At 45.0% G+C, this 18,485-nt stretch carries 11 protein-coding genes, 1 tRNA gene and 4 pseudogenes; 7 read left to right on the top strand and 9 right to left on the bottom strand.

The features are described 5' to 3' along the window. Positions 1-549 precede the first annotated feature (549 nt). Both KIV40_RS08350 and KIV40_RS08345 read right to left on the bottom strand, forming a co-directional pair. Positions 550-1,799: pseudogene (locus KIV40_RS08350) on the bottom strand (HD-GYP domain-containing protein). A gap of 141 nt (positions 1,800-1,940) precedes the next feature. Further along, positions 1,941-2,937 (bottom strand): annotated as a pseudogene (locus tag KIV40_RS08345) (LacI family DNA-binding transcriptional regulator). Between the two features lie 154 nt (positions 2,938-3,091). Here KIV40_RS08345 and KIV40_RS08340 point away from each other — a divergent pair. Next, positions 3,092-4,212, top strand: a pseudogene (locus tag KIV40_RS08340) (carbohydrate-binding protein); the annotation flags it as partial. Between the two features lie 872 nt (positions 4,213-5,084). Here KIV40_RS08340 and KIV40_RS08335 read toward each other — a convergent pair. From KIV40_RS08335 to KIV40_RS08320, 4 genes and pseudogenes are all read right to left on the bottom strand, one after another. Further along, positions 5,085-5,288 (bottom strand): hypothetical protein, encoded by a 204-nt coding sequence (locus KIV40_RS08335; protein WP_012128961.1) that lies wholly within the window; start codon positions 5,286-5,288, stop codon positions 5,085-5,087. Positions 5,289-5,677: 389 nt separating this feature from the next. Then, positions 5,678-6,159, bottom strand: a pseudogene (locus KIV40_RS08330) (IS5 family transposase); the annotation flags it as partial. A gap of 292 nt (positions 6,160-6,451) precedes the next feature. Then, positions 6,452-6,536: transfer RNA gene (locus tag KIV40_RS08325), tRNA-Leu, on the bottom strand. 177 nt (positions 6,537-6,713) lie between these two features. Next, entirely contained in the window at positions 6,714-7,379 is a 666-nt protein-coding gene (locus tag KIV40_RS08320) for an SDR family NAD(P)-dependent oxidoreductase (protein WP_285348659.1), read from the bottom strand. Between the two features lie 245 nt (positions 7,380-7,624). On the opposite strand from KIV40_RS08320, the gene KIV40_RS08315 reads away from it, so the two are divergent. Further along, positions 7,625-8,104, top strand: a complete 480-nt coding sequence (locus KIV40_RS08315; RefSeq protein WP_012128963.1) for an RDD family protein — start codon at positions 7,625-7,627, stop codon at positions 8,102-8,104. A gap of 72 nt (positions 8,105-8,176) precedes the next feature. Here the strand turns inward: KIV40_RS08315 and lptG are convergent, their stop codons facing one another. Together lptG and lptF are read right to left on the bottom strand one after the other, a co-directional pair. After that, positions 8,177-9,247 carry an LPS export ABC transporter permease LptG gene (gene lptG, locus KIV40_RS08310; RefSeq protein WP_285348656.1) on the bottom strand — a complete coding sequence of 357 codons (1,071 nt, stop codon included), beginning with the start codon at positions 9,245-9,247 and terminating at the stop codon, positions 8,177-8,179. A gap of 3 nt (positions 9,248-9,250) precedes the next feature. Next, complete coding sequence (gene lptF / locus KIV40_RS08305; protein ID WP_005534255.1) at positions 9,251-10,351, bottom strand: LPS export ABC transporter permease LptF; 1,101 nt, start codon at positions 10,349-10,351, stop codon at positions 9,251-9,253. A 199-nt stretch (positions 10,352-10,550) separates the two neighbouring features. Between lptF and pepA the strand changes: the two genes are divergently transcribed. From pepA to KIV40_RS08280, 5 genes are all read left to right on the top strand, one after another. Continuing rightward, a complete protein-coding gene (gene pepA / locus KIV40_RS08300) occupies positions 10,551-12,059 on the top strand; it encodes a leucyl aminopeptidase (RefSeq protein ID WP_010648061.1) in 1,509 nt (502 codons plus the stop codon). Positions 12,060-12,174: 115 nt separating this feature from the next. Then, positions 12,175-12,624 carry a DNA polymerase III subunit chi gene (locus KIV40_RS08295; protein ID WP_005432852.1) on the top strand — a complete coding sequence of 150 codons (450 nt, stop codon included), beginning with the start codon at positions 12,175-12,177 and terminating at the stop codon, positions 12,622-12,624. A 94-nt stretch (positions 12,625-12,718) separates the two neighbouring features. Further along, the gene (locus KIV40_RS08290; RefSeq protein ID WP_005432830.1) at positions 12,719-15,577 is read left to right on the top strand and encodes a valine--tRNA ligase; all 2,859 of its coding nucleotides are present in this window, start codon (positions 12,719-12,721) and stop codon (positions 15,575-15,577) included. A 226-nt stretch (positions 15,578-15,803) separates the two neighbouring features. Continuing rightward, complete coding sequence (locus KIV40_RS08285; RefSeq protein WP_005441986.1) at positions 15,804-16,202, top strand: DUF2061 domain-containing protein; 399 nt, start codon at positions 15,804-15,806, stop codon at positions 16,200-16,202. A 115-nt stretch (positions 16,203-16,317) separates the two neighbouring features. Beyond that, positions 16,318-17,223 (top strand): bifunctional helix-turn-helix transcriptional regulator/GNAT family N-acetyltransferase, encoded by a 906-nt coding sequence (locus KIV40_RS08280; protein WP_285348654.1) that lies wholly within the window; start codon positions 16,318-16,320, stop codon positions 17,221-17,223. A gap of 16 nt (positions 17,224-17,239) precedes the next feature. On the opposite strand, the gene KIV40_RS08275 is transcribed toward KIV40_RS08280, so the two are convergent. Continuing rightward, complete coding sequence (locus KIV40_RS08275; protein WP_134977864.1) at positions 17,240-18,040, bottom strand: hypothetical protein; 801 nt, start codon at positions 18,038-18,040, stop codon at positions 17,240-17,242. Positions 18,041-18,485 lie beyond the last annotated feature (445 nt).

The following is an 18,485-nucleotide window of genomic DNA, read 5'->3' as shown; positions in this document are numbered from 1 at the left end:
CTTCAATTTAAAGTTTTTGACCCCCTAAATAAATAGGGAGATGCTCAATGAATACTGACTTCAAAACTACTTATGTAATTTTAAAGCTATTATCGTTCCAACAGAACGATAATGAATTGACTGTGCTGAATCTTTCGATTCAATGGTCACTTCGTATCATTGAAACCTAATTTGAAACCGAAGTTTCTAATTGGATTATCATCAACGAGTGCCCACACAGATTGATAGGTCTATATTGTTAAAGAACTTGCTTATCAAGAAGTTTTCTCTCAAAGCGGAGGTGCATTCTAGCGAGATAATTGAGAGTGTCAAACACTTTTTTCAACTAATTTTTCGTAGAAGCTTTTTACCTCTCCGACTCTGCTGAAGCCTTATGGCGTCTGCCGTGTCGATGGATGCGCATTATAGGGAGAAGATTTTCTTTGGCAATACTAAAAATGCATTTTTTCTAAAAAAATATGCCAAATGGATACTTTCCATCCAACCTTAAAATTACCCAGAAATAACACTCAAGATCTCTACAACTTACCCACAAAAAGCTGTGGATAACTACTCGTCACTATCGAAGAAGTAAGAAATGCGTGAACGCGGATTGAGGTACTCTTTGATTTTTTCCGGCAATTTAGATGGATGAATCGCATTAACTATCTTTATATCCTTTGATGCAAGGTCGATAATTGGCGCTTGAGTTCTGGGAACCGCTGGATCGTAGACCAGCACATTCGAAACAATAGATGAGATGCATTCACTGAGATAACTAAACCCACCATATTATTAGAAAGCTGAACCACAGTCCCTGGAGGGAACACCCCCATAAACTTAATTAAGATATTAAGGTTCTCTTCTTTATATAGGTGTTTGCAGTTCTTATATAAGTGGGAAAGTGCCGTATATGGGATTTTTTGCTCAGCAGCAACCGGGGTATGGCACAGATTATCAAAAGCGTTAGCTACAATAATCACTTGTGCAAGTTCATCAATCTCATCTCCTTTTAGGCCTTCAGGGTAACCTGAGCCATCACGAAGCTCGTGATGCTGTACTATTACCGTCTTTGCACTTTCTGGAAAGCCTTCAATCTCATTAGCCATATCTAAGCCATACTTGGTGTGCAGCTTTAGATAGTTGCTTTCAGGTTCACTGAGGGGAACTTGCTTCCTTAATATGGCTGTTGGAATTTTGATTTTGCCCATATCATGGAACAAAGCCTCAAAAGAAAGCGCTTTAAGTTGCTCTGCAGAGTAACCCTTCGCTCGCCCAATCATCATCGCAATGACAGCAACGTTGAGAGAATGGAAATAGATATCTTCAAATTCATTCTTTCCGTTCATCAAATGAAGAGTCACATTGTCATCACACATTAACTTCTCAACGATATCGTCGATGAGTTGCTTCGCTTCCCCTACAGCATCAGCAGGTCGGTTGCGAATCTTGGTCATAACTGAACGCATTCGAGCAAGCGAGCGTTCGAATTCTTTTTCGCATTGGATGACGCGACGACGATAAGCACTCAGCTTTTCAATTCGCTTTTGTTTTTCTTGCCATAGTTTTTGTGCTTCAAGATCTAACGCATGATCTTGCTTTACTTCTGCTTGAGGTTGATTCGCCGGTAAAGGGGAGGCCTCGCTTTGATCAGGATTAAAATATACGAACTTCACGCCAAGATGACGGATCATCTCCACTTGTTCTTGGTCTTTAACTTTGAAGCTGTTGAGTAGAAACGGGTGATCGTTCCACTTTAGCGGAAGACGGATATGTAACCCGGGCTGAATACGATCCACTGTAAGTTTAATTGCTGCCACTGTTCCACTGCTGATAAGACTTTGATGATAGGCGTCCGATACTAGTAGATTTTGTAAATGAATTCATCAATAAGGCGCGTGAATAAAGCAGCTCTGTGCATGCCATCAACAAACTTGTACAGAGTAGAGTTAGAAATCGAGTTAGGAAAGTGTGCGGTCTGCTTTACGACATTTTAGTTCCGCTTCAAATACTGGCTTGGTATGTAATTGCTGGTCTTTAATCAAACCCATTAACGTTTGTACAGCGACTCTTGCCATATCACTGATAGGAAAATGCACAGCTGATACCGTAAGGTAGAGACTTTCACATAAATCCACACTATCGAAACTTACTAATGAGATTTGCTCTGGTACTGATATGCGTTTACCCTGCAAGAGCTGCATTACTCCGACCGTCACCTCTTCACTACATGAAAACACAGCCGTCACTTCAGGATGTCGGTGATAAATAGCGGCCATTGCGTCGTTGCCACTTTGACGTCCATAATTACCTTCTTCACACCAGCTCTCGTCTATATCAACACCAGCAGTTTTCATCGCATCAACATAGCCGAGCTTTCTCACTAAACTATTATGACATTGAGAGGGGCCTGTTGTACGGCAATATTTTTATGACCACCAGCGACTAAGTGCTCGACAGCAATTCGACTGGCATGATGATGATTGAAGGTAACGCAGCGCTCCTCGATACCTTCGACAAAACGATCGAGCAACACAAATGGCGTTGGTTGCTTTGCAAGTTCTCGCAAGTCATCATCAGATAGGTAACGACTGTGAAGCACGCAGCCATCGCAACGTAGGTCATTAAAGCGTTAGACAGCTTCTCATTCCCCGTCAGCAGAGTGGTGGCCTCGCGCAGTCATCAGATATGTCTTATACATGTCCAATTCGATCTGCACTTGTTCCATCACCTCACCAAAGAATCCACCCGTGTAGTAAGTAACCAAGAGGCCGACCGTGTTACCCGATGAAGTGCCAGTGAACGAGCAATAGCGCTTGGACGATAGTTAAGCTCCGCCATAGCAGCTTCAACTTTCTTTCTCGTCTCATCGCGGAACTTGCCTTCCCCATTAATAATGCGAGACACGATGGAACGGTTTATTCCCGCAAGTTCGGCTACATCTTTTATCCTTACCATAATACAACTAGACCAAAATACTTATGTTTTATTCGTGGAGATCAAAGCGTTGAACAAGCTTACTGGGTTAGGTATGCCTGAAACTTATCGTATTGACGAAGAAACACATGAAACGGGCTGCTCTATCCCGGAGCTGAATTACGCAACAAAGCCGTCTATCGACGTTATTAATGTGCTTAATCAACACGGAGTTAAAGGTACTTTCTACTTTAACGCTTGGCATTTGGACGGCATTGGAGATGAGAATTAGGAGCGTGTTTTAGAAGCACTTAAACTTGCTCTAGTCACTGGGCATATCGTTGCTAACCATAGTTACGCCCATATGATCCATAACTGTGTCGAAGAATTTGGCCCAAACAGCGGTGCAGAGTGTAATGCAACCGGCAATCATCAAATCAACTCTTACCAAAATCCTGTTTATGATGTGGGTACGTTTGCCGAGAACTTAGCTATATTGGAAAGATACTTGCCGGATATCAACAGTTATCCAAACTATCGCGGTGAAGAGTTTGCACGATTGCCTTACACCAATGGTTGACGTGTAACAAAGACCTTCAAAGCGGAGAGCTTGTGCGCAACTTCTGGCGATCTAAAGCCCTGGGAACCGGGCTATGTGTGTGACACAGGTAATCCATCGAATAGTGTAAAGGCTTCCATTGAAGTACAAAATATTCTTGCGAATAAAGGCCATCAAACTCATGAGTGAGAGCTCGACTGGGCACCGAAGAACTAAGGCATTGCAATGCCAGCAAATAGTTTGACGGAAGCAGAACCTTTCCTAGGCTATGTCGACACCGCTCTTAACAGTTGTGTGCCAAGAAAGATCAATCCTATCAACTCCAAAGCGCAGGAATTCCCTTGTAGTACTCCGCTACACGCAGACAAAGTTATCGTGTTAACACATGAGTTCTTATTCGAAGATGGCAAACGCGGCATGGGAGCAACCAAAAACTTACCGAAGCTGGCTAAGTTTATCCAAATAGCAAAAGAAGCAGGATACGTTTTCGATACCATGGATAACTACATACCAGTTTGGCAAGTCGGCCAGGCATACGTGCTAGTGATTACAAAACGCATTTAGGTACTGTTTATAAAGCGGTTACAACACGTGTCGCAAAACAGGATTGGGCACCGTCTTCAACGTCTAGCTTTTGGACAAATGCCGCTCCTACAACTAACTGGACACTAAACTTTGCTTATGAAACTGGTGATGTCGTAACTTATCAAGGTCTCCGCTACCTAGTCAGCGTACCACACATATCGCAAGCGGATTAGACTCCAAGCACTCAGAACATCTTGTTCACAGCTCTACAGGCTGTTCCTATTATCACCATGTAGTATTTTGCGCGAGGCATACCCCTCGCACTTTTTTTATTTTGAGGCATCATAACGTCGAGGATCTGCCTTAAGCATATGATTATCGGTAGACTGAGTTTATTGGACAGGTACTCCTGATGCCACCGCGAAGGCAACGCTAACTTTCTTCGGCCGTTTCCAGACACCCAAAACGACCAAAGGCCGCTATAAAAGCGACCTTTCTATGTATGGTACTGGCGAGTGACTTGACTGGGCTGGCACTCCTGCCGCCACGCTGAATTTGAATTCACAAACATCTGATAAAACAAAGCCCCGACTTCCGTCAGGCTCTGTCTTAAAATATGGTATCGGTGGGCGGACTTGAAATGCCACACCCTAAGGCAACAGATTTTTACCCCCTTGAGACACATTAGTTATGTCTGATAAATACTGAGATCAAGTTGGGTATTCTTTACGATAACAAAAAGTGTTTGAACTGCGATGGTTCACCGTCGATAACATTGCCACAGCTTAGACGTTACCTTTAACCAATATGATTTATTAGTGACCACAATAGATAGAGGCAGAAAACGTTTAGGCCATCCTGTTCGCTCAGTGACTGTTATCGTGGCACCACTAGGGACTGTAATAATCAATCGAAATAACGACGATGAGTCTACCTTTCTCATAAAAGAGCGAAAATTGATTTTCAATGACCGCACAAGTTCAAGGCACGCTATCAGCAATGTAGGATCACTTAGGTGAAGGGTAATTGTCTGTTCATTGACAAAAAGGTGGATAGTTTTGTCATCCACCTCCATGACTAACGCTCCATGAATACTCAGCATATATTACTCTAAGTTTCGACCTCGAATACTGATGCTACCACTGATAGTCCAAGTCGAATGATCCGATTTTTCGCCAGCACCACTAGGTACACCGATCTCAATCTTGTCCAATTCATACGTTAATTCAGCCTGACGCTCAATAAGCTTATCATACAAAGCCCCTGCCAACTCAGGCCAATTAGTTGTATTGTTGTTTGCATCTGCCATTGCTCTCTCCTACTTGTTTAATCCACACCGCCTTGTTATGGACAAAATAAAATGCCATCTTTTACCCTGCCCTCAAGCTAATAACTTTCGCCAGCTCATACACACCACGCTAAGTATAGACTAGCAATTACTGGCATTTATACCCAAATTAAATCAACGTCTCTAGTTGAGAGAGCAGTATGGCAATACCTACCAACCTCTCACTTATCGCTAAAATAAACACCTTGATATGACATGGGTAGACACATTATAGCTGCTGTAACAACTTACTGCTCTCCAGAATACGAGTCACCGCCGCCATATTGGCTGTTTTCTCTTATATTCAGCAATAAAAAGAGCTTTGTTGCGTAATTCAGTTTAGAGACAGAGTTACCTATTTTGTGCATTTCTTAGTCAACACGATAAGTTTCAGGCGTACCTAGCCCAGTAAGCTTGTTCAACACTTTTATCATCGCGTAAGTTTAACCCACCTGAGCATTGTAACATCTTAAGCTCAGTTGCCCTCCTAGCAGCTGTTTAACTCGATGCATCGCGGTTTCTGAGAGTGAACGTTTGTGGTATCCATACCTTTTTTTCCAATACTTATTTGAACCTTATAACTTCTGACAACCCACGGCGAGGTTTCTAGGGTGACCCCGCTCCCAGAAGGGTGCCCCTTCTCTTGGGAGAATAAGCGCAATGACTCCCTTAATCTTAATAGCAACGTGACTAGCTCTCGTGTCATAAGCCCCATCATCAGATACCTTGAGGATACTTCGGCGTGTTTGTTCCAGTAAATTCGGTAGAAACTACCCCCATCCTTAACCGTCGATAAACTTAGCTCAGCGGCAATAATTTCATGAGTGCTGTTATCGACGGCAATATGCTGCTTTGCGCCCCCCGCTTATCGCCCTTCATCAATCCAAAAAGTCAAAGAGCCACGGTAAATGAGTGATTGGTTGAATGGCTTCCTGTTGGTTGTTTTGTAACGTGGTTTAAGCATAGGGCTACGAGAGATCGTGGACGTAACGGATCAGTTCGTAGGTTCTGGATTTAGTTCCATTGAATTACGCAACAAAGCCGGAGAAAAGTGCAGATAACAGAAAAGGAAAGTCGAGGTAAGCTTTTGATTGTGCAAGAAACAACAAAGCCCCGACGTGAGTCGAGGCTTTGTTGTTTAAATATGGTACCGGTGGGCGGACTTGAACCGCCACGCCCGAAGGCAACGGATTTTGAATCCGTCGTGTATACCAATTTCACCACACCGGCATCTCTGGGCTATTGCCCTTTGATGGTTGGCATTATACGGAAGCTTTTGACCTGCGCAAGCAGAAAAAACTTAAATAACTATCGTTTGCTGATAATTTCGCCACAAAGTGTGACAAAGGAGATCTCATCTTAGCTCAGTCTGCCATTTCACTTTGTTATAACACCAACCATTAAACCCTATAAACGGTTAACGGTAATATCCGAAACGTAACCATTACCAATATTAGATAGCGCACTATGGCTCATTCGCGCCGCGTTATCGGCAATCATAAAGCTGCTCGTATCTAATGACTTGCCACTCGTCTCCCAAAACTCGGTTGCCATGCCACCTGGATATACGGCAATAATTTTCATTGGTTTACCTTTTAATTCCATACGAACGGACTCAATCAAACCTTTCACAGCCCACTTCACCGCACAATAAGTCGATTCTTTTGCCTTTGGCTGTTGTGCCACTGTCGACATCACCATCACAACATTTACAGGCTGCTCTTGATAACGCTTTACCAACTCTTTTAGGGCATGAATTGCGGAGGTGAGATTATTTTCAATCAGCTTTTGAATCTCTTGCGAGTCTTGGTCGGCCAACAAACCAAAATAACCACTTCCCGCACAATGAATCACGTCAGTACGCGCTTGAGGTAACCCATCAAATAAATTCTCCACTTGCGATGCATCGATCAGATCACAACTTCGCACCTGAGCTTTATTTGAGAGGTGTTGAGCAAGCGTATTTAACTTCTTTTCGCTGCGGTCAGTTAACAGTGTTTCTTCGCCTTGGGCATCGTACAACTTAGCGAGCTGTGCACCTAAACCACTGCTTGCGCCTGTAATTACGATCACCTTGCTCCTCTATTACATCATTCGTAATCTTGTTTTCTAAGCAAGGTAACCCATGTTTGGGGCTTTCACAGGTTCCATGGTAGGAAGTTTGAACTCGGTTGCTTTGTTGGATGGTTGATTAGCTTTAGAGCCGTATTCAAGTTTGTGATTTGCCCATAATTAGAGACTCTGTGCGTTAGCTCTCTTTTCACAAGCTAATGGAATCTATATTCTGACGCACAATTTTAAAGGTAAGTGATGGAACTATGACTACTTCTACAACTCTTCCACCAGCAGGCTTTTTTCGTCGACTCGCAGCGTTGTTTTACGACACACTGATTATCCTCGCGATTGAGATGATGGCTGCGGGCGTGGTAATGGCGATTGTTTTCGCGCTTAATGCAGCAGACTTGTTGAACTATGGAGAATATGTGGATGCTGCAGACATGCTCGGAAAGCATCCGGTATTAAGTCCTTTGTTTACCCTGTATCTGGCTGTGGTGTGGATCTACTTCTTTGTATTCTTCTGGACTCGCGCAGGACAAACCTTAGGTATGCGAGCTTGGAAGATGCAAATCCGTAACAGTAAAGATGGCTCACCAATTACGATTACTCAGGCGCTAATTCGTATCTCAACTTCAGGCTTCGGCTTAGCAAACTTAACGGTGCCAATTGACCCACAAAAACGTGGTTTCCACGATATTTGGGCAAAAACCGAAGTTGTTGTCTTACCGAAAGCAAAATAGCGAAACAGCAAAAGCAGAATAGAAAAGGAAGGCAGAGTACCTTCCTTTCTTATGTTTATCGCTTTTGAAAGCCTACAGTTTTCTTCTTAGTAAGGATATCGCGATTGCTAGGAACACCAAGCTAGGGGCCAATGCACCGAATACTGGCGGAATGCCGTACACCAAGGTAAGCGGCCCAAAGAACTCACTGGATATGTAGAAGGTAAAACCTGCAACTACCCCCGAGAGCACCCTCGCTCCCATAGTCACGCTACGCAATGGTCCGAATACAAAGGACAGCGCCATCAGCATCATGACCGCGATGGAAAGCGGCTGAGAAAGCTTACGCCAAAATGCCAGTTCATAACGTGAAGCATCTTGTTCTGTCGCTTTCAAGTAGCTCACATAATCATACAAACCGCTTAGAGAAAGCTCTTCTGGCTTTACCGTTACAACCGCAAGCTTATCTGGCGCGAGCGAGGTGTGCCATTCCATCTGCTCTACGTCACGCTTGGTAATGACGTTCTCATTCTCCATATCCGTGACTTGTACGTAACGCATCAACCAGTTGTTGTCTTGCTGGTAATCCACTTCTTCAGCAAAGATGACTTTATCTAGTTTCTTATCTTCATCGAAACGCCACATGTTCAAACCGTAGAGTTTGTCATCTTCCACTTTTCCGATAAAGATGAAGTCATTGGCATCACGAGCCCATACCCCTGCCCGCACTGATACAATGCTACCACCAGACAAAGCAAATGCACGTAGGTCACGCGCCATCTTTTGCGCTTCAGGTGCGCCCCATTGACCCAACGTCATGACGATAAGCATCAATGGCACCGCGGTCTTAAGCACTGATAAACCGATATCCAACTTAGAGAAGCCCGCCGCTTGCATAACCACAAGTTCAGAGCTTGATGCCAGCATGCCCAAACCAATCAAAGCGCCCAGTAGCGCCGCCATTGGGAAGAACATTTCGATATCGCGGGGAATACTTAACAATACAAAATAAAGCGCATGCATTAAGTCGTAAGCACCACGCCCCACTTTGCGTAATTGCTCGACGTACTTAATGATGCCCGACAAGCCGACAAAGGTCGCCAGGACAAGGGCGGTGGTAGAGATGATGGTTCTACCGATGTAAAGATCTAAGAGTTTAAACACTGCCTATGCGAGCCTCTTCTTGCGAAATTTGTCTTTCATTCTTCGAACGGGAACACTGTCCATCATGTTGGCTAAGATAGCGACAATCAGTAACATCGCATTGATTGGCCACATACCAATAGCTGCAGGAAAAGTGCCTTCCTCGAGCGCAGATTTCGTCGCACTGATTGCCAGGAAGTACGCGAGGTAAATCAAGATAGCCGGGCCCATTTTAGCGAAGCGTCCCTGACGCGGGTTTACCGCAGACAAAGGAATGACCAGCATGGTTAACAGTGGAATACAAACGAACAGCGAAATACGCCATTGCAGCTCAGCTTGTGCTTCAGGATCTGGGTGACCAATCAAGTCTAGCGTTGGGTACGCCTCCCAATCACGTCCCTTTTGCTTCACCTCTCGCTGGCCAATCACCCCTTCATATTGATCGAACTTAGTCACCATGTACTCAACACGAGTCGGCACACCTTCATAACGCGTCCCCTCATGCATGGTGATGATCTGGCGACCATCCGCCAGTTCTTTTACTTCACCAGAAGAAGAGAACATGACGCTAGGCAAGATAGAGTCACGAGGGCGCATCTGTGCGACAAACACATTGCTGAGCGTGCTGTCTTTGATGTCATCAATAAAGACGACAGAAGATCCATCCGGTGTCCCTTGGAACTGACCTTTCTGAAGTAAGTCTACGCTGTTTTCGGCTTCAACTTGATCGTAAAGTTGCTCTACGCGGTCTTGCGACCAAGGCGATAGCCAAAGAGCATTGAACGCCGCCACACCGGAAGTAATGATTGCCAGGCATAGCGCGGCCTGCACCAAGAACTTGTTTCCGATGCCTGTCGCGTTCATCACCACGATTTCACTTTCCGCATATAGGCGACCAAATGTGATCAATATGCCGATGTACAAACTCAATGGCAGCATTAATAGTCCCATTGCTGGCATGTTTAAACCAACCACTGAGAAAATCAATCCAGCAGGAATATCCCCGTCAGAAGCCTTCGCAAGAACACTGATAAACTTCTGGCTCAAAAATACCAAAAAAAGCACGAAGAAAATCGCAAATTGGCTCTTGAGTGTTTCGCGGATCAAATATCTAACAATAATCACGCTGAAATTACCTATACAAAACTTGTTTTTTTGGTCGAATCACTATAGTTTCCCGTTGAACCATTTATTTTTTTAAAATTATAAACTAGATGTTAGCGCTTAAATCAGCTCTGTTGGTAAGACCTGAGCTTAAATTCAACAAGTAAGCGATCATTATCTAACATTTAGAGCAATTTGTCTTCAGGATGTAGGAGTACGCATGGAGTTCAGTGTTAAAAGTGGCAGTCCAGAGAAACAACGTAGCGCATGTATCGTTGTTGGTGTGTTTGAACCACGTCGCCTTTCTCCAGTAGCCGAGCAACTTGATAAAATCAGTGACGGTTACATCAGTTCACTACTTCGCCGTGGTGATCTAGAGGGTAAACCTGGTCAGATGCTGCTACTGCATCAAGTACCAGGTGTTTTGTCAGAGCGCGTTCTACTTGTAGGTTGTGGTAAAGAACGTGAGCTAGGCGAGCGCCAGTACAAGGAAATCATTCAAAAGACGATCAGCACACTTAACGAAACAGGTTCTATGGAAGCAGTGTGTTTCCTAACTGAACTGCACGTTAAGGGTCGTGATACTTACTGGAAAGTTCGCCAGGCAGTAGAAGCGACTAAAGATGGTCTTTACACATTCGATCAGTTCAAGAGCGTTAAGCCAGAAACTCGTCGTCCACTGCGTAAGCTAGTATTCAACGTACCAACGCGTCGTGAACTAAACCTAGGTGAGAAAGCAATCACTCACGGTCTAGCTATCGCATCTGGTGTGAAAGCATCAAAAGATCTTGGCAACATGCCACCAAACATCGCAAACCCTGCGTACCTTGCTTCTCAAGCACGTCGCCTTGCTGACGATTACGAAACCGTAAGCACCAAGATCATTGGTGAGCAAGAGATGGAAAAACTGGGCATGACATCTTACCTAGCCGTAGGTCGTGGTTCGAAGAACGAATCAATGATGTCGATTATCGAATACAAAGGTAACCCAGAGTCAGAAGCAAAACCTATCGTACTTGTCGGTAAAGGTCTGACGTTCGATTCAGGCGGTATCTCTCTAAAACCTGGTGAAGGTATGGATGAGATGAAGTACGACATGTGTGGTGCAGCATCTGTATTCGGTACAATGAAAGCGCTAGCGAAGCTAAACCTACCAATCAACGTTATTGGTGTCCTAGCAGGCTGTGAAAACATGCCAGGCAGCAACGCTTACCGTCCAGGTGATATCCTTACAACCATGTCAGGCCAAACTGTAGAAGTTCTGAACACGGATGCGGAAGGTCGTCTTGTTCTTTGTGACGCACTGACTTACGTAGAGCGTTTCGAACCAGACTGCGTAGTAGATGTTGCAACGCTAACTGGTGCTTGTGTTATCGCACTAGGCCACCACATCAGCGGCGTAATCTCTAACCACAACCCACTTTCTCATGAGCTAGTAAACGCTTCTGAGCAAGCGAGTGACCGTGCATGGCGTCTACCAATGGCAGACGAGTACCACGAGCAGTTGAAGAGCCCATTTGCTGATATGGCAAACATCGGCGGTCGTCCTGCTGGTACTATCACTGCGGGTTGCTTCCTGTCTAAGTTTGCTAAAAAGTACAACTGGGCACACCTTGATATCGCAGGTACTGCGTGGAAATCAGGCGCAGCGAAAGGCTCAACGGGCCGTCCTGTCTCAATGCTTGTCCAATTCCTTTTGAACCGCAGCGGCCAAGAGACAGAAGAGTAATTTCTGAACAACATCTAAAAGGGCCGCAAGGCCCTTTTTTATTACCTCGATTTTCTTGATTGAAAATCGGATTTAATATGGTTTAAGGAAGAGACCAACTGCAAGTGAGAGAATGATGCAAACTGCAACCTTCTACATCATTAACGAAGAGAGCCCGCAAGCAACGGTGGCTGGCTTTGAGGAATACATTGTTTTTTTGGCTCAGCACTTTGCTCGCCAAGGCGCAAAAGTGTATCTGAACTGCCAAGACAAACCGCATGCCGAGCAGCTCGCTGAAGCCTTTTGGCAAATTGATGCAGACAAGTTCATGGCACATAATCTTGTAGGCGAAGGACCGAAATACGCCACCAATATTGAAATCGGCCATGAAGGTGTAAAACCTAACTGGAATCGTCAGCTGGTAATTAATTTGGCGGAAAATGAGACAACCTTTGCGAACAAGTTTGCTCAAGTGGTAGACTTCGTGCCTTGCGAAGAAAAAGCTAAACAGCTCGCAAGAGAAAGGTATAAAATTTACCGTCAGGCAGGTTATCAACTGCAAACGATCGAAATTCAATATCCTTAACGGTCAATCCTTATAGTTAAGCTCTCCACTCAGAGAGTTCACTTATAAAGATTGACTTAGATTCAACCATCAACGTATCCATTAAAAGAGCGCTATGGAAAAGACATACAACCCAACTTCAATCGAACAAGCTCTGTATCAGACTTGGGAAGAGAAAGGCTACTTTAAGCCACACGGTGACACTACTAAAGAATCATACAGCATCATGATCCCGCCACCGAACGTCACTGGTAGCCTACACATGGGCCACGCGTTCCAAGATACGATCATGGATACGCTTATCCGTTGCGAGCGCATGAAGGGTAAAAACACTCTTTGGCAAGTAGGTACGGACCACGCAGGTATCGCAACTCAGATGGTTGTTGAGCGTAAGATCGCTGCAGAAGAAGGCAAAACAAAACACGATTACGGTCGTGAAGCCTTCATCGACAAAATCTGGGAATGGAAAGGCGAATCTGGCGGCACTATCACTAAGCAGCTTCGTCGTCTTGGCGCATCTGTAGACTGGGATCGCGAGCGCTTTACGATGGACGATGGTCTATCTAACGCTGTTCAAGAAGTGTTCGTACGTCTATACGAAGACGATCTAATCTACCGCGGTAAGCGTCTAGTTAACTGGGATCCAAAGCTACACACAGCGATTTCAGATCTAGAAGTAGAGAACAAAGACACCAAAGGCAACATGTGGCACTTCCGCTACCCACTAGCGGATGGCGTTAAAACAGCGGATGGCAAAGACTACATCGTTGTTGCAACCACTCGTCCAGAGACCATGCTAGGCGATACTGGTGTTGCGGTTAACCCAGAAGATCCACGTTACAAAGATCTTATCGGTAAAGAAATCATCCTTCCTATCGTTGATCGTCGCATCCCAATCGTGGGCGATGAGCACGCAGATATGGAAAAAGGTACTGGCTGTGTGAAAATCACACCTGCGCACGACTTCAACGACTACGAAGTTGGTAAGCGCCACCAGCTACCAATGATCAACATTCTAACTTTCGACGCGAACATCCGTGACGCTTCTGAAGTATTCAACACCAACGGCGAAGCAAGCGACGCTTACAGCACTGAGCTACCAGCTAAGTATCACGGTATGGAGCGTTTTGCCGCTCGTAAAGCTATCGTTGCTGAATTCGACGAGCTAGGTCTACTTGAAGAAGTGAAAGATCACGATCTACAAGTTCCTTACGGCGACCGTGGTGGCGTGGTTATCGAACCAATGCTAACAGACCAATGGTACGTACGTACTGCGCCTCTAGCGAAAACAGCGGTTGAAGCAGTAGAAAATGGCGACATCCAATTCGTTCCTAAGCAATACGAAAACATGTACTTCTCTTGGATGCGTGACGTTCAAGACTGGTGTATCTCTCGTCAGCTATGGTGGGGTCACCGCATCCCAGCTTGGTACGACAACCAAGGCAATGTTTACGTAGGTCGTGACGAAGAAGAAGTTCGTAAGAACAACAACCTAGAGTCAGTCATTGAACTTCACCAAGACGAAGACGTACTGGATACATGGTTCTCTTCTGCACTATGGACGTTCGGTACTCAAGGTTGGCCAGAGCAAACTGACGATCTGAAAGTATTCCACCCTTCAGACGTACTAGTAACTGGTTTCGACATCATCTTCTTCTGGGTTGCGCGCATGATCATGATGACCATGCACTTCGTGAAAGACGAAAACGGCAAACCACAAGTACCATTTAAGACGGTTTACGTTACTGGTCTAATCCGTGACGAAAACGGCGACAAGATGTCTAAGTCGAAAGGTAACGTACTTGACCCAATCGACATGATCGATGGTATCGACCTAGAGTCTCTAGTAGAGAAGCGTTGTGGCAACATGATGCAGCCTCAGCTAGCGAAGAAGATCGAGAAGAACACTCGTAAGACGTTTGAAAACGGTATCGAAGCATACGGTACAGACGCACTACGTTTCACTCTTGCAGCAATGGCATCAACAGGTCGCGATATCAACTGGGATATGAAGCGTCTTGAGGGTTACCGTAACTTCTGTAACAAACTATGGAACGCAAGCCGTTACGTAATGATGAACACAGAAGAGCAAGATTGTGGCTTCAACGGTGGTGAGATTGAATACTCACTAGCGGACAAGTGGATCGAGTCTCAGTTTGAACTAGCGGCGAAAGCGTTCAACAACCATATCGACAACTTCCGTCTAGATATGGCGTCTAACACGCTTTACGAATTCATCTGGAACCAATTCTGTGACTGGTACCTAGAGCTAACTAAACCAGTTCTATGGAAAGGTACTGAAGCGCAACAGCGTGGTACTCGCCGTACACTAATCACGGTTCTTGAGAAGACTCTACGTCTGGCTCACCCAGTGATTCCTTACATCACTGAAACTATCTGGCAAAGCATCAAGCCACTAGTTGAAGGTGTTGAAGGCGAGACAATCATGCTGCAAGCACTGCCTCAATTCGACGAAGCAAACTTCAACCAAGAAGCGCTAGACGATATTGAATGGGTGAAAGCGTTCATTACCAGCATCCGTAACCTACGTGCTGAATACGACATCAACCCAGGTAAGCCGCTTGACGTTATGCTGAAAGCTGCAAACGCAGAAGACGCAGCGCGTCTAGAAGCAAACAAACAAGTACTGATGTCTCTAGCGAAACTAGAATCTGTACGCGTACTTGCTGCTGACGAAGAAACGCCAGCGTGTGCGACAGCCTTGGTTGCTAAGTCTGAGCTGATGATCCCAATGGCGGGTCTGATCGACAAAGACGCAGAGCTTGCTCGTCTAGATGGCGAAATCAAGAAGACTCACGGCGAAATCAAGCGTATCGAAGGCAAACTAGGTAACGAAGGCTTCGTAGCGAAAGCACCTGAAGCAGTTGTTGCTAAAGAGCGTGAGAAGCTTGAAGGCTACAAAGAAACACTAGCTAAGCTAGAAGAGCAGAAGACAACGATCGCTGCACTTTAATCGCTAAAGACTAGAGTAAAAGAATCAAAGGGTTGATGTGAAAGCATCAACCCTTTTTGCATTTTATCGCTCGGAAAGCTTTCAAAGATATTCGCTCTTCTCTCCGACTTCCCCTCCTATTTAATAGTTTTTACCTATCAAACTAATCTTAACTACCCATTGGATTTAATGATAATAATTCTCAATAATAGACCTATCGAAACAACACAACGATTGAGTAATTATCATGAAAAAGACACTAACCTTTGCTGCACTCCATTTTACAATCGCGTTTAGTGTCGCTTACGTGCTTACTGGCGACATTCTAATTGGTAGTTTAATTGCCATGATTGAGCCTTCAGTGAACACCGTCGCTTTCTACTTTCATGAAAAGGCATGGGCAAAAGTCCCAGCGCTTAAAGCTCGTCAGTGGATGACCAAATTAAAAACCGCAAGCTTTGCCACTATCCACTTCAGTGTTGCGTTTAGCGTGGTTTACTTACTAACAGGTGATGCGTTTGTCGGCGGTATCATGGCGATGCTAGAGCCAAGCTTGAACACTGTGGCTTACTACTTCCACGAGAAAGTATGGATGCGTAAATCAGATAGCCAAGCCCCACAATTTTGCCTACACCAACACGCTTAAATATGGAGGCTCAATATGCCTCCTAATGAGCAAAATGACATTTGCCATTGACAAAGTTGCGCACCGCAATTAATTTAATTGCGGTGCGCAACTTTATTTTCAGAGGTAAGTGATAATGAACGCTCGTCAACTCCGACACTACTCCCGTCAAGCCGTCCGATTGCTTGGTATGCTCGATAAACAATGCGGCGATGTCGCTCTCACTCCAGTGCAAGCGCACGCGTTAGGTGAAATCCAGCTGCAGCCGTTGACCATCAATCAACTGGCACAGCTGCTTAATGTCGACAAGTCCAATGCGAGCCGAACCGTTACCGGTTTGATTAAATTAGGTCTGGTTGAGAGCATCGAAAACCCAAAAGACAAACGTAGCCAACTCGTAGCGCTTACAGAGCAAGGCCTACAGGCGTTATCGCAACTAGACCAACAGCAAAACAACTTCTTTGAACAACTGCTTACCCAACTCGATGACAACGAGCAAGAGCAACTCAAACTTGGTCTAGAGACTTACCTAAAAGGGCTAACAAAAGTGTGTCAGGCTGAGGAGTACGTTCTTCGACCTCTTACCAAAGCAGATAACTCGCAAGTTGCAGACGTGATTCGTAAAGTCTCTGCAGAATACGGTTTAACCGCAGACAAAGGTTATGGTGTGGCCGATCCAACGCTTGATGACATGTACTCGGTTTACGACCAGCAAGGCGCAGCCTACTGGGTAGTCGAATACCAAGGAGAGATTGTGGGTGGCGGCGGCTTTGCACCTTTAGCTGGTGAGCCAAATGTGTGTGAGCTGCAAAAGATGTACTTCTTACCTCAAACACGAGGGCACGGTTTAGCCAAACGCATCGTCGCATTGAGCTTACAACTGGCGAAACAGTTTGGGTATCAGCAGTGCTATTTAGAAACGACAGAATGTCTAAGAGAAGCGGTAGGCTTGTATGAAAAACTAGGCTTTGAGAATCTCGATGCCCCGCTAGGACAAACAGGGCATGATGCATGTGAAGTCGTGATGCTTAAGACGCTATAGCGTTTTATCCCCAAACTTAAAGTACAAGATGGGTAACACAGAGCTCTTGGCTAAGCGCCACTGTAAATGCTTGGCGCTGCCCATCCAACTCCACCACGAGTTCGTAGAGATCTTTTGGATCGGGATCATTAAGATCGGCATACTTTGGTGCTTCGATCTGGAATAAAGCACTCGCATGATCCGCTCGGACATCGATAGGAATATGGTAAGTCATGCTATTAAACTTAACCGATGCCGATACTAAGCCCGGCGCAAAAGTTTGATAGTACAAGTCTACCTTAAACTCACAACCACCACCGTGGTGCCAAATCTGCTCGGTTGCTACACGGTCTAAACGCACATTGCGAATAAACTGCAGATACGGCTCTTGCCATACCCCTAAGCGCTCATCACTCTGTTGGTATTCATGATCCGCAAGTGAGCACAACTCTGGTTTATCCTCATCCAGCAGAAGATCTTCTTCTTCCTCAAGGAACAGGATCTCAAAACGGTTACGTCCCATCTGCATGAACGGACGAATGTCTTTATTGTACACGCTTTGTGAACCGTCACAGTCGAACAAGGCTACTCCGTTCAAACGCACTTCAGCATGGTAATCCACACCACCTAACACCATTTCTACCGCTGGGAATGCCATCATGGATTCGTCCACTTCAATGTCGTGCATCAGGTGCCACTCTTGCTGACGAATCGCTTCTTCAGTCAGTTCAGTAGGCAATACCTGACTCAAAGGAGCAGGGAAAGTAATGTCATCCTGTGGGATAGAAAGGTCCGTCAGTGGAGAGACTTGCCATAAACCGGCGAGTGAGAGTTGCATATACACCTTGAGCTAGATCAATTTTCACGCATTATATACTCAAGTTGCTTAGGGTTATAGGCAATATGCCTAGAAACTAAATGAGAATTATTTATCGTTAGCAACAGTTATCATTTTTAAGGCACAAAAAAGCCAGCGATAAACGCTGGCTTCTTAGATTGAGTAAGAGGATTACTCTTCGTCTTCATCATCTTCTTCAGGATAAAGCGCATCTTCGCCATAGTACACCCTTACGATTTAATTCTTTAAATTAGTATGAGAGAGCTGTCTTAACAGTGCTTCTCTCACTATTTTCACATTTTGGGTTAATTTGACGGAAAAACCATAGAAAGGTGAAAATTGCCGCTTCCAAGAATCACACCTTTCAGTACATTCAAATCAACTGGTAAATCAACTGAGTGCCAGCACGATCACTGATAGAACGTTTATGCCCCATTCCTTCTCA

It is taken from the genome of Vibrio sp. D173a (assembly GCF_030248475.1).
Note: the sequence above shows the minus strand (reverse complement) of the source record. Positions and strands in the feature narration are given on the sequence as shown.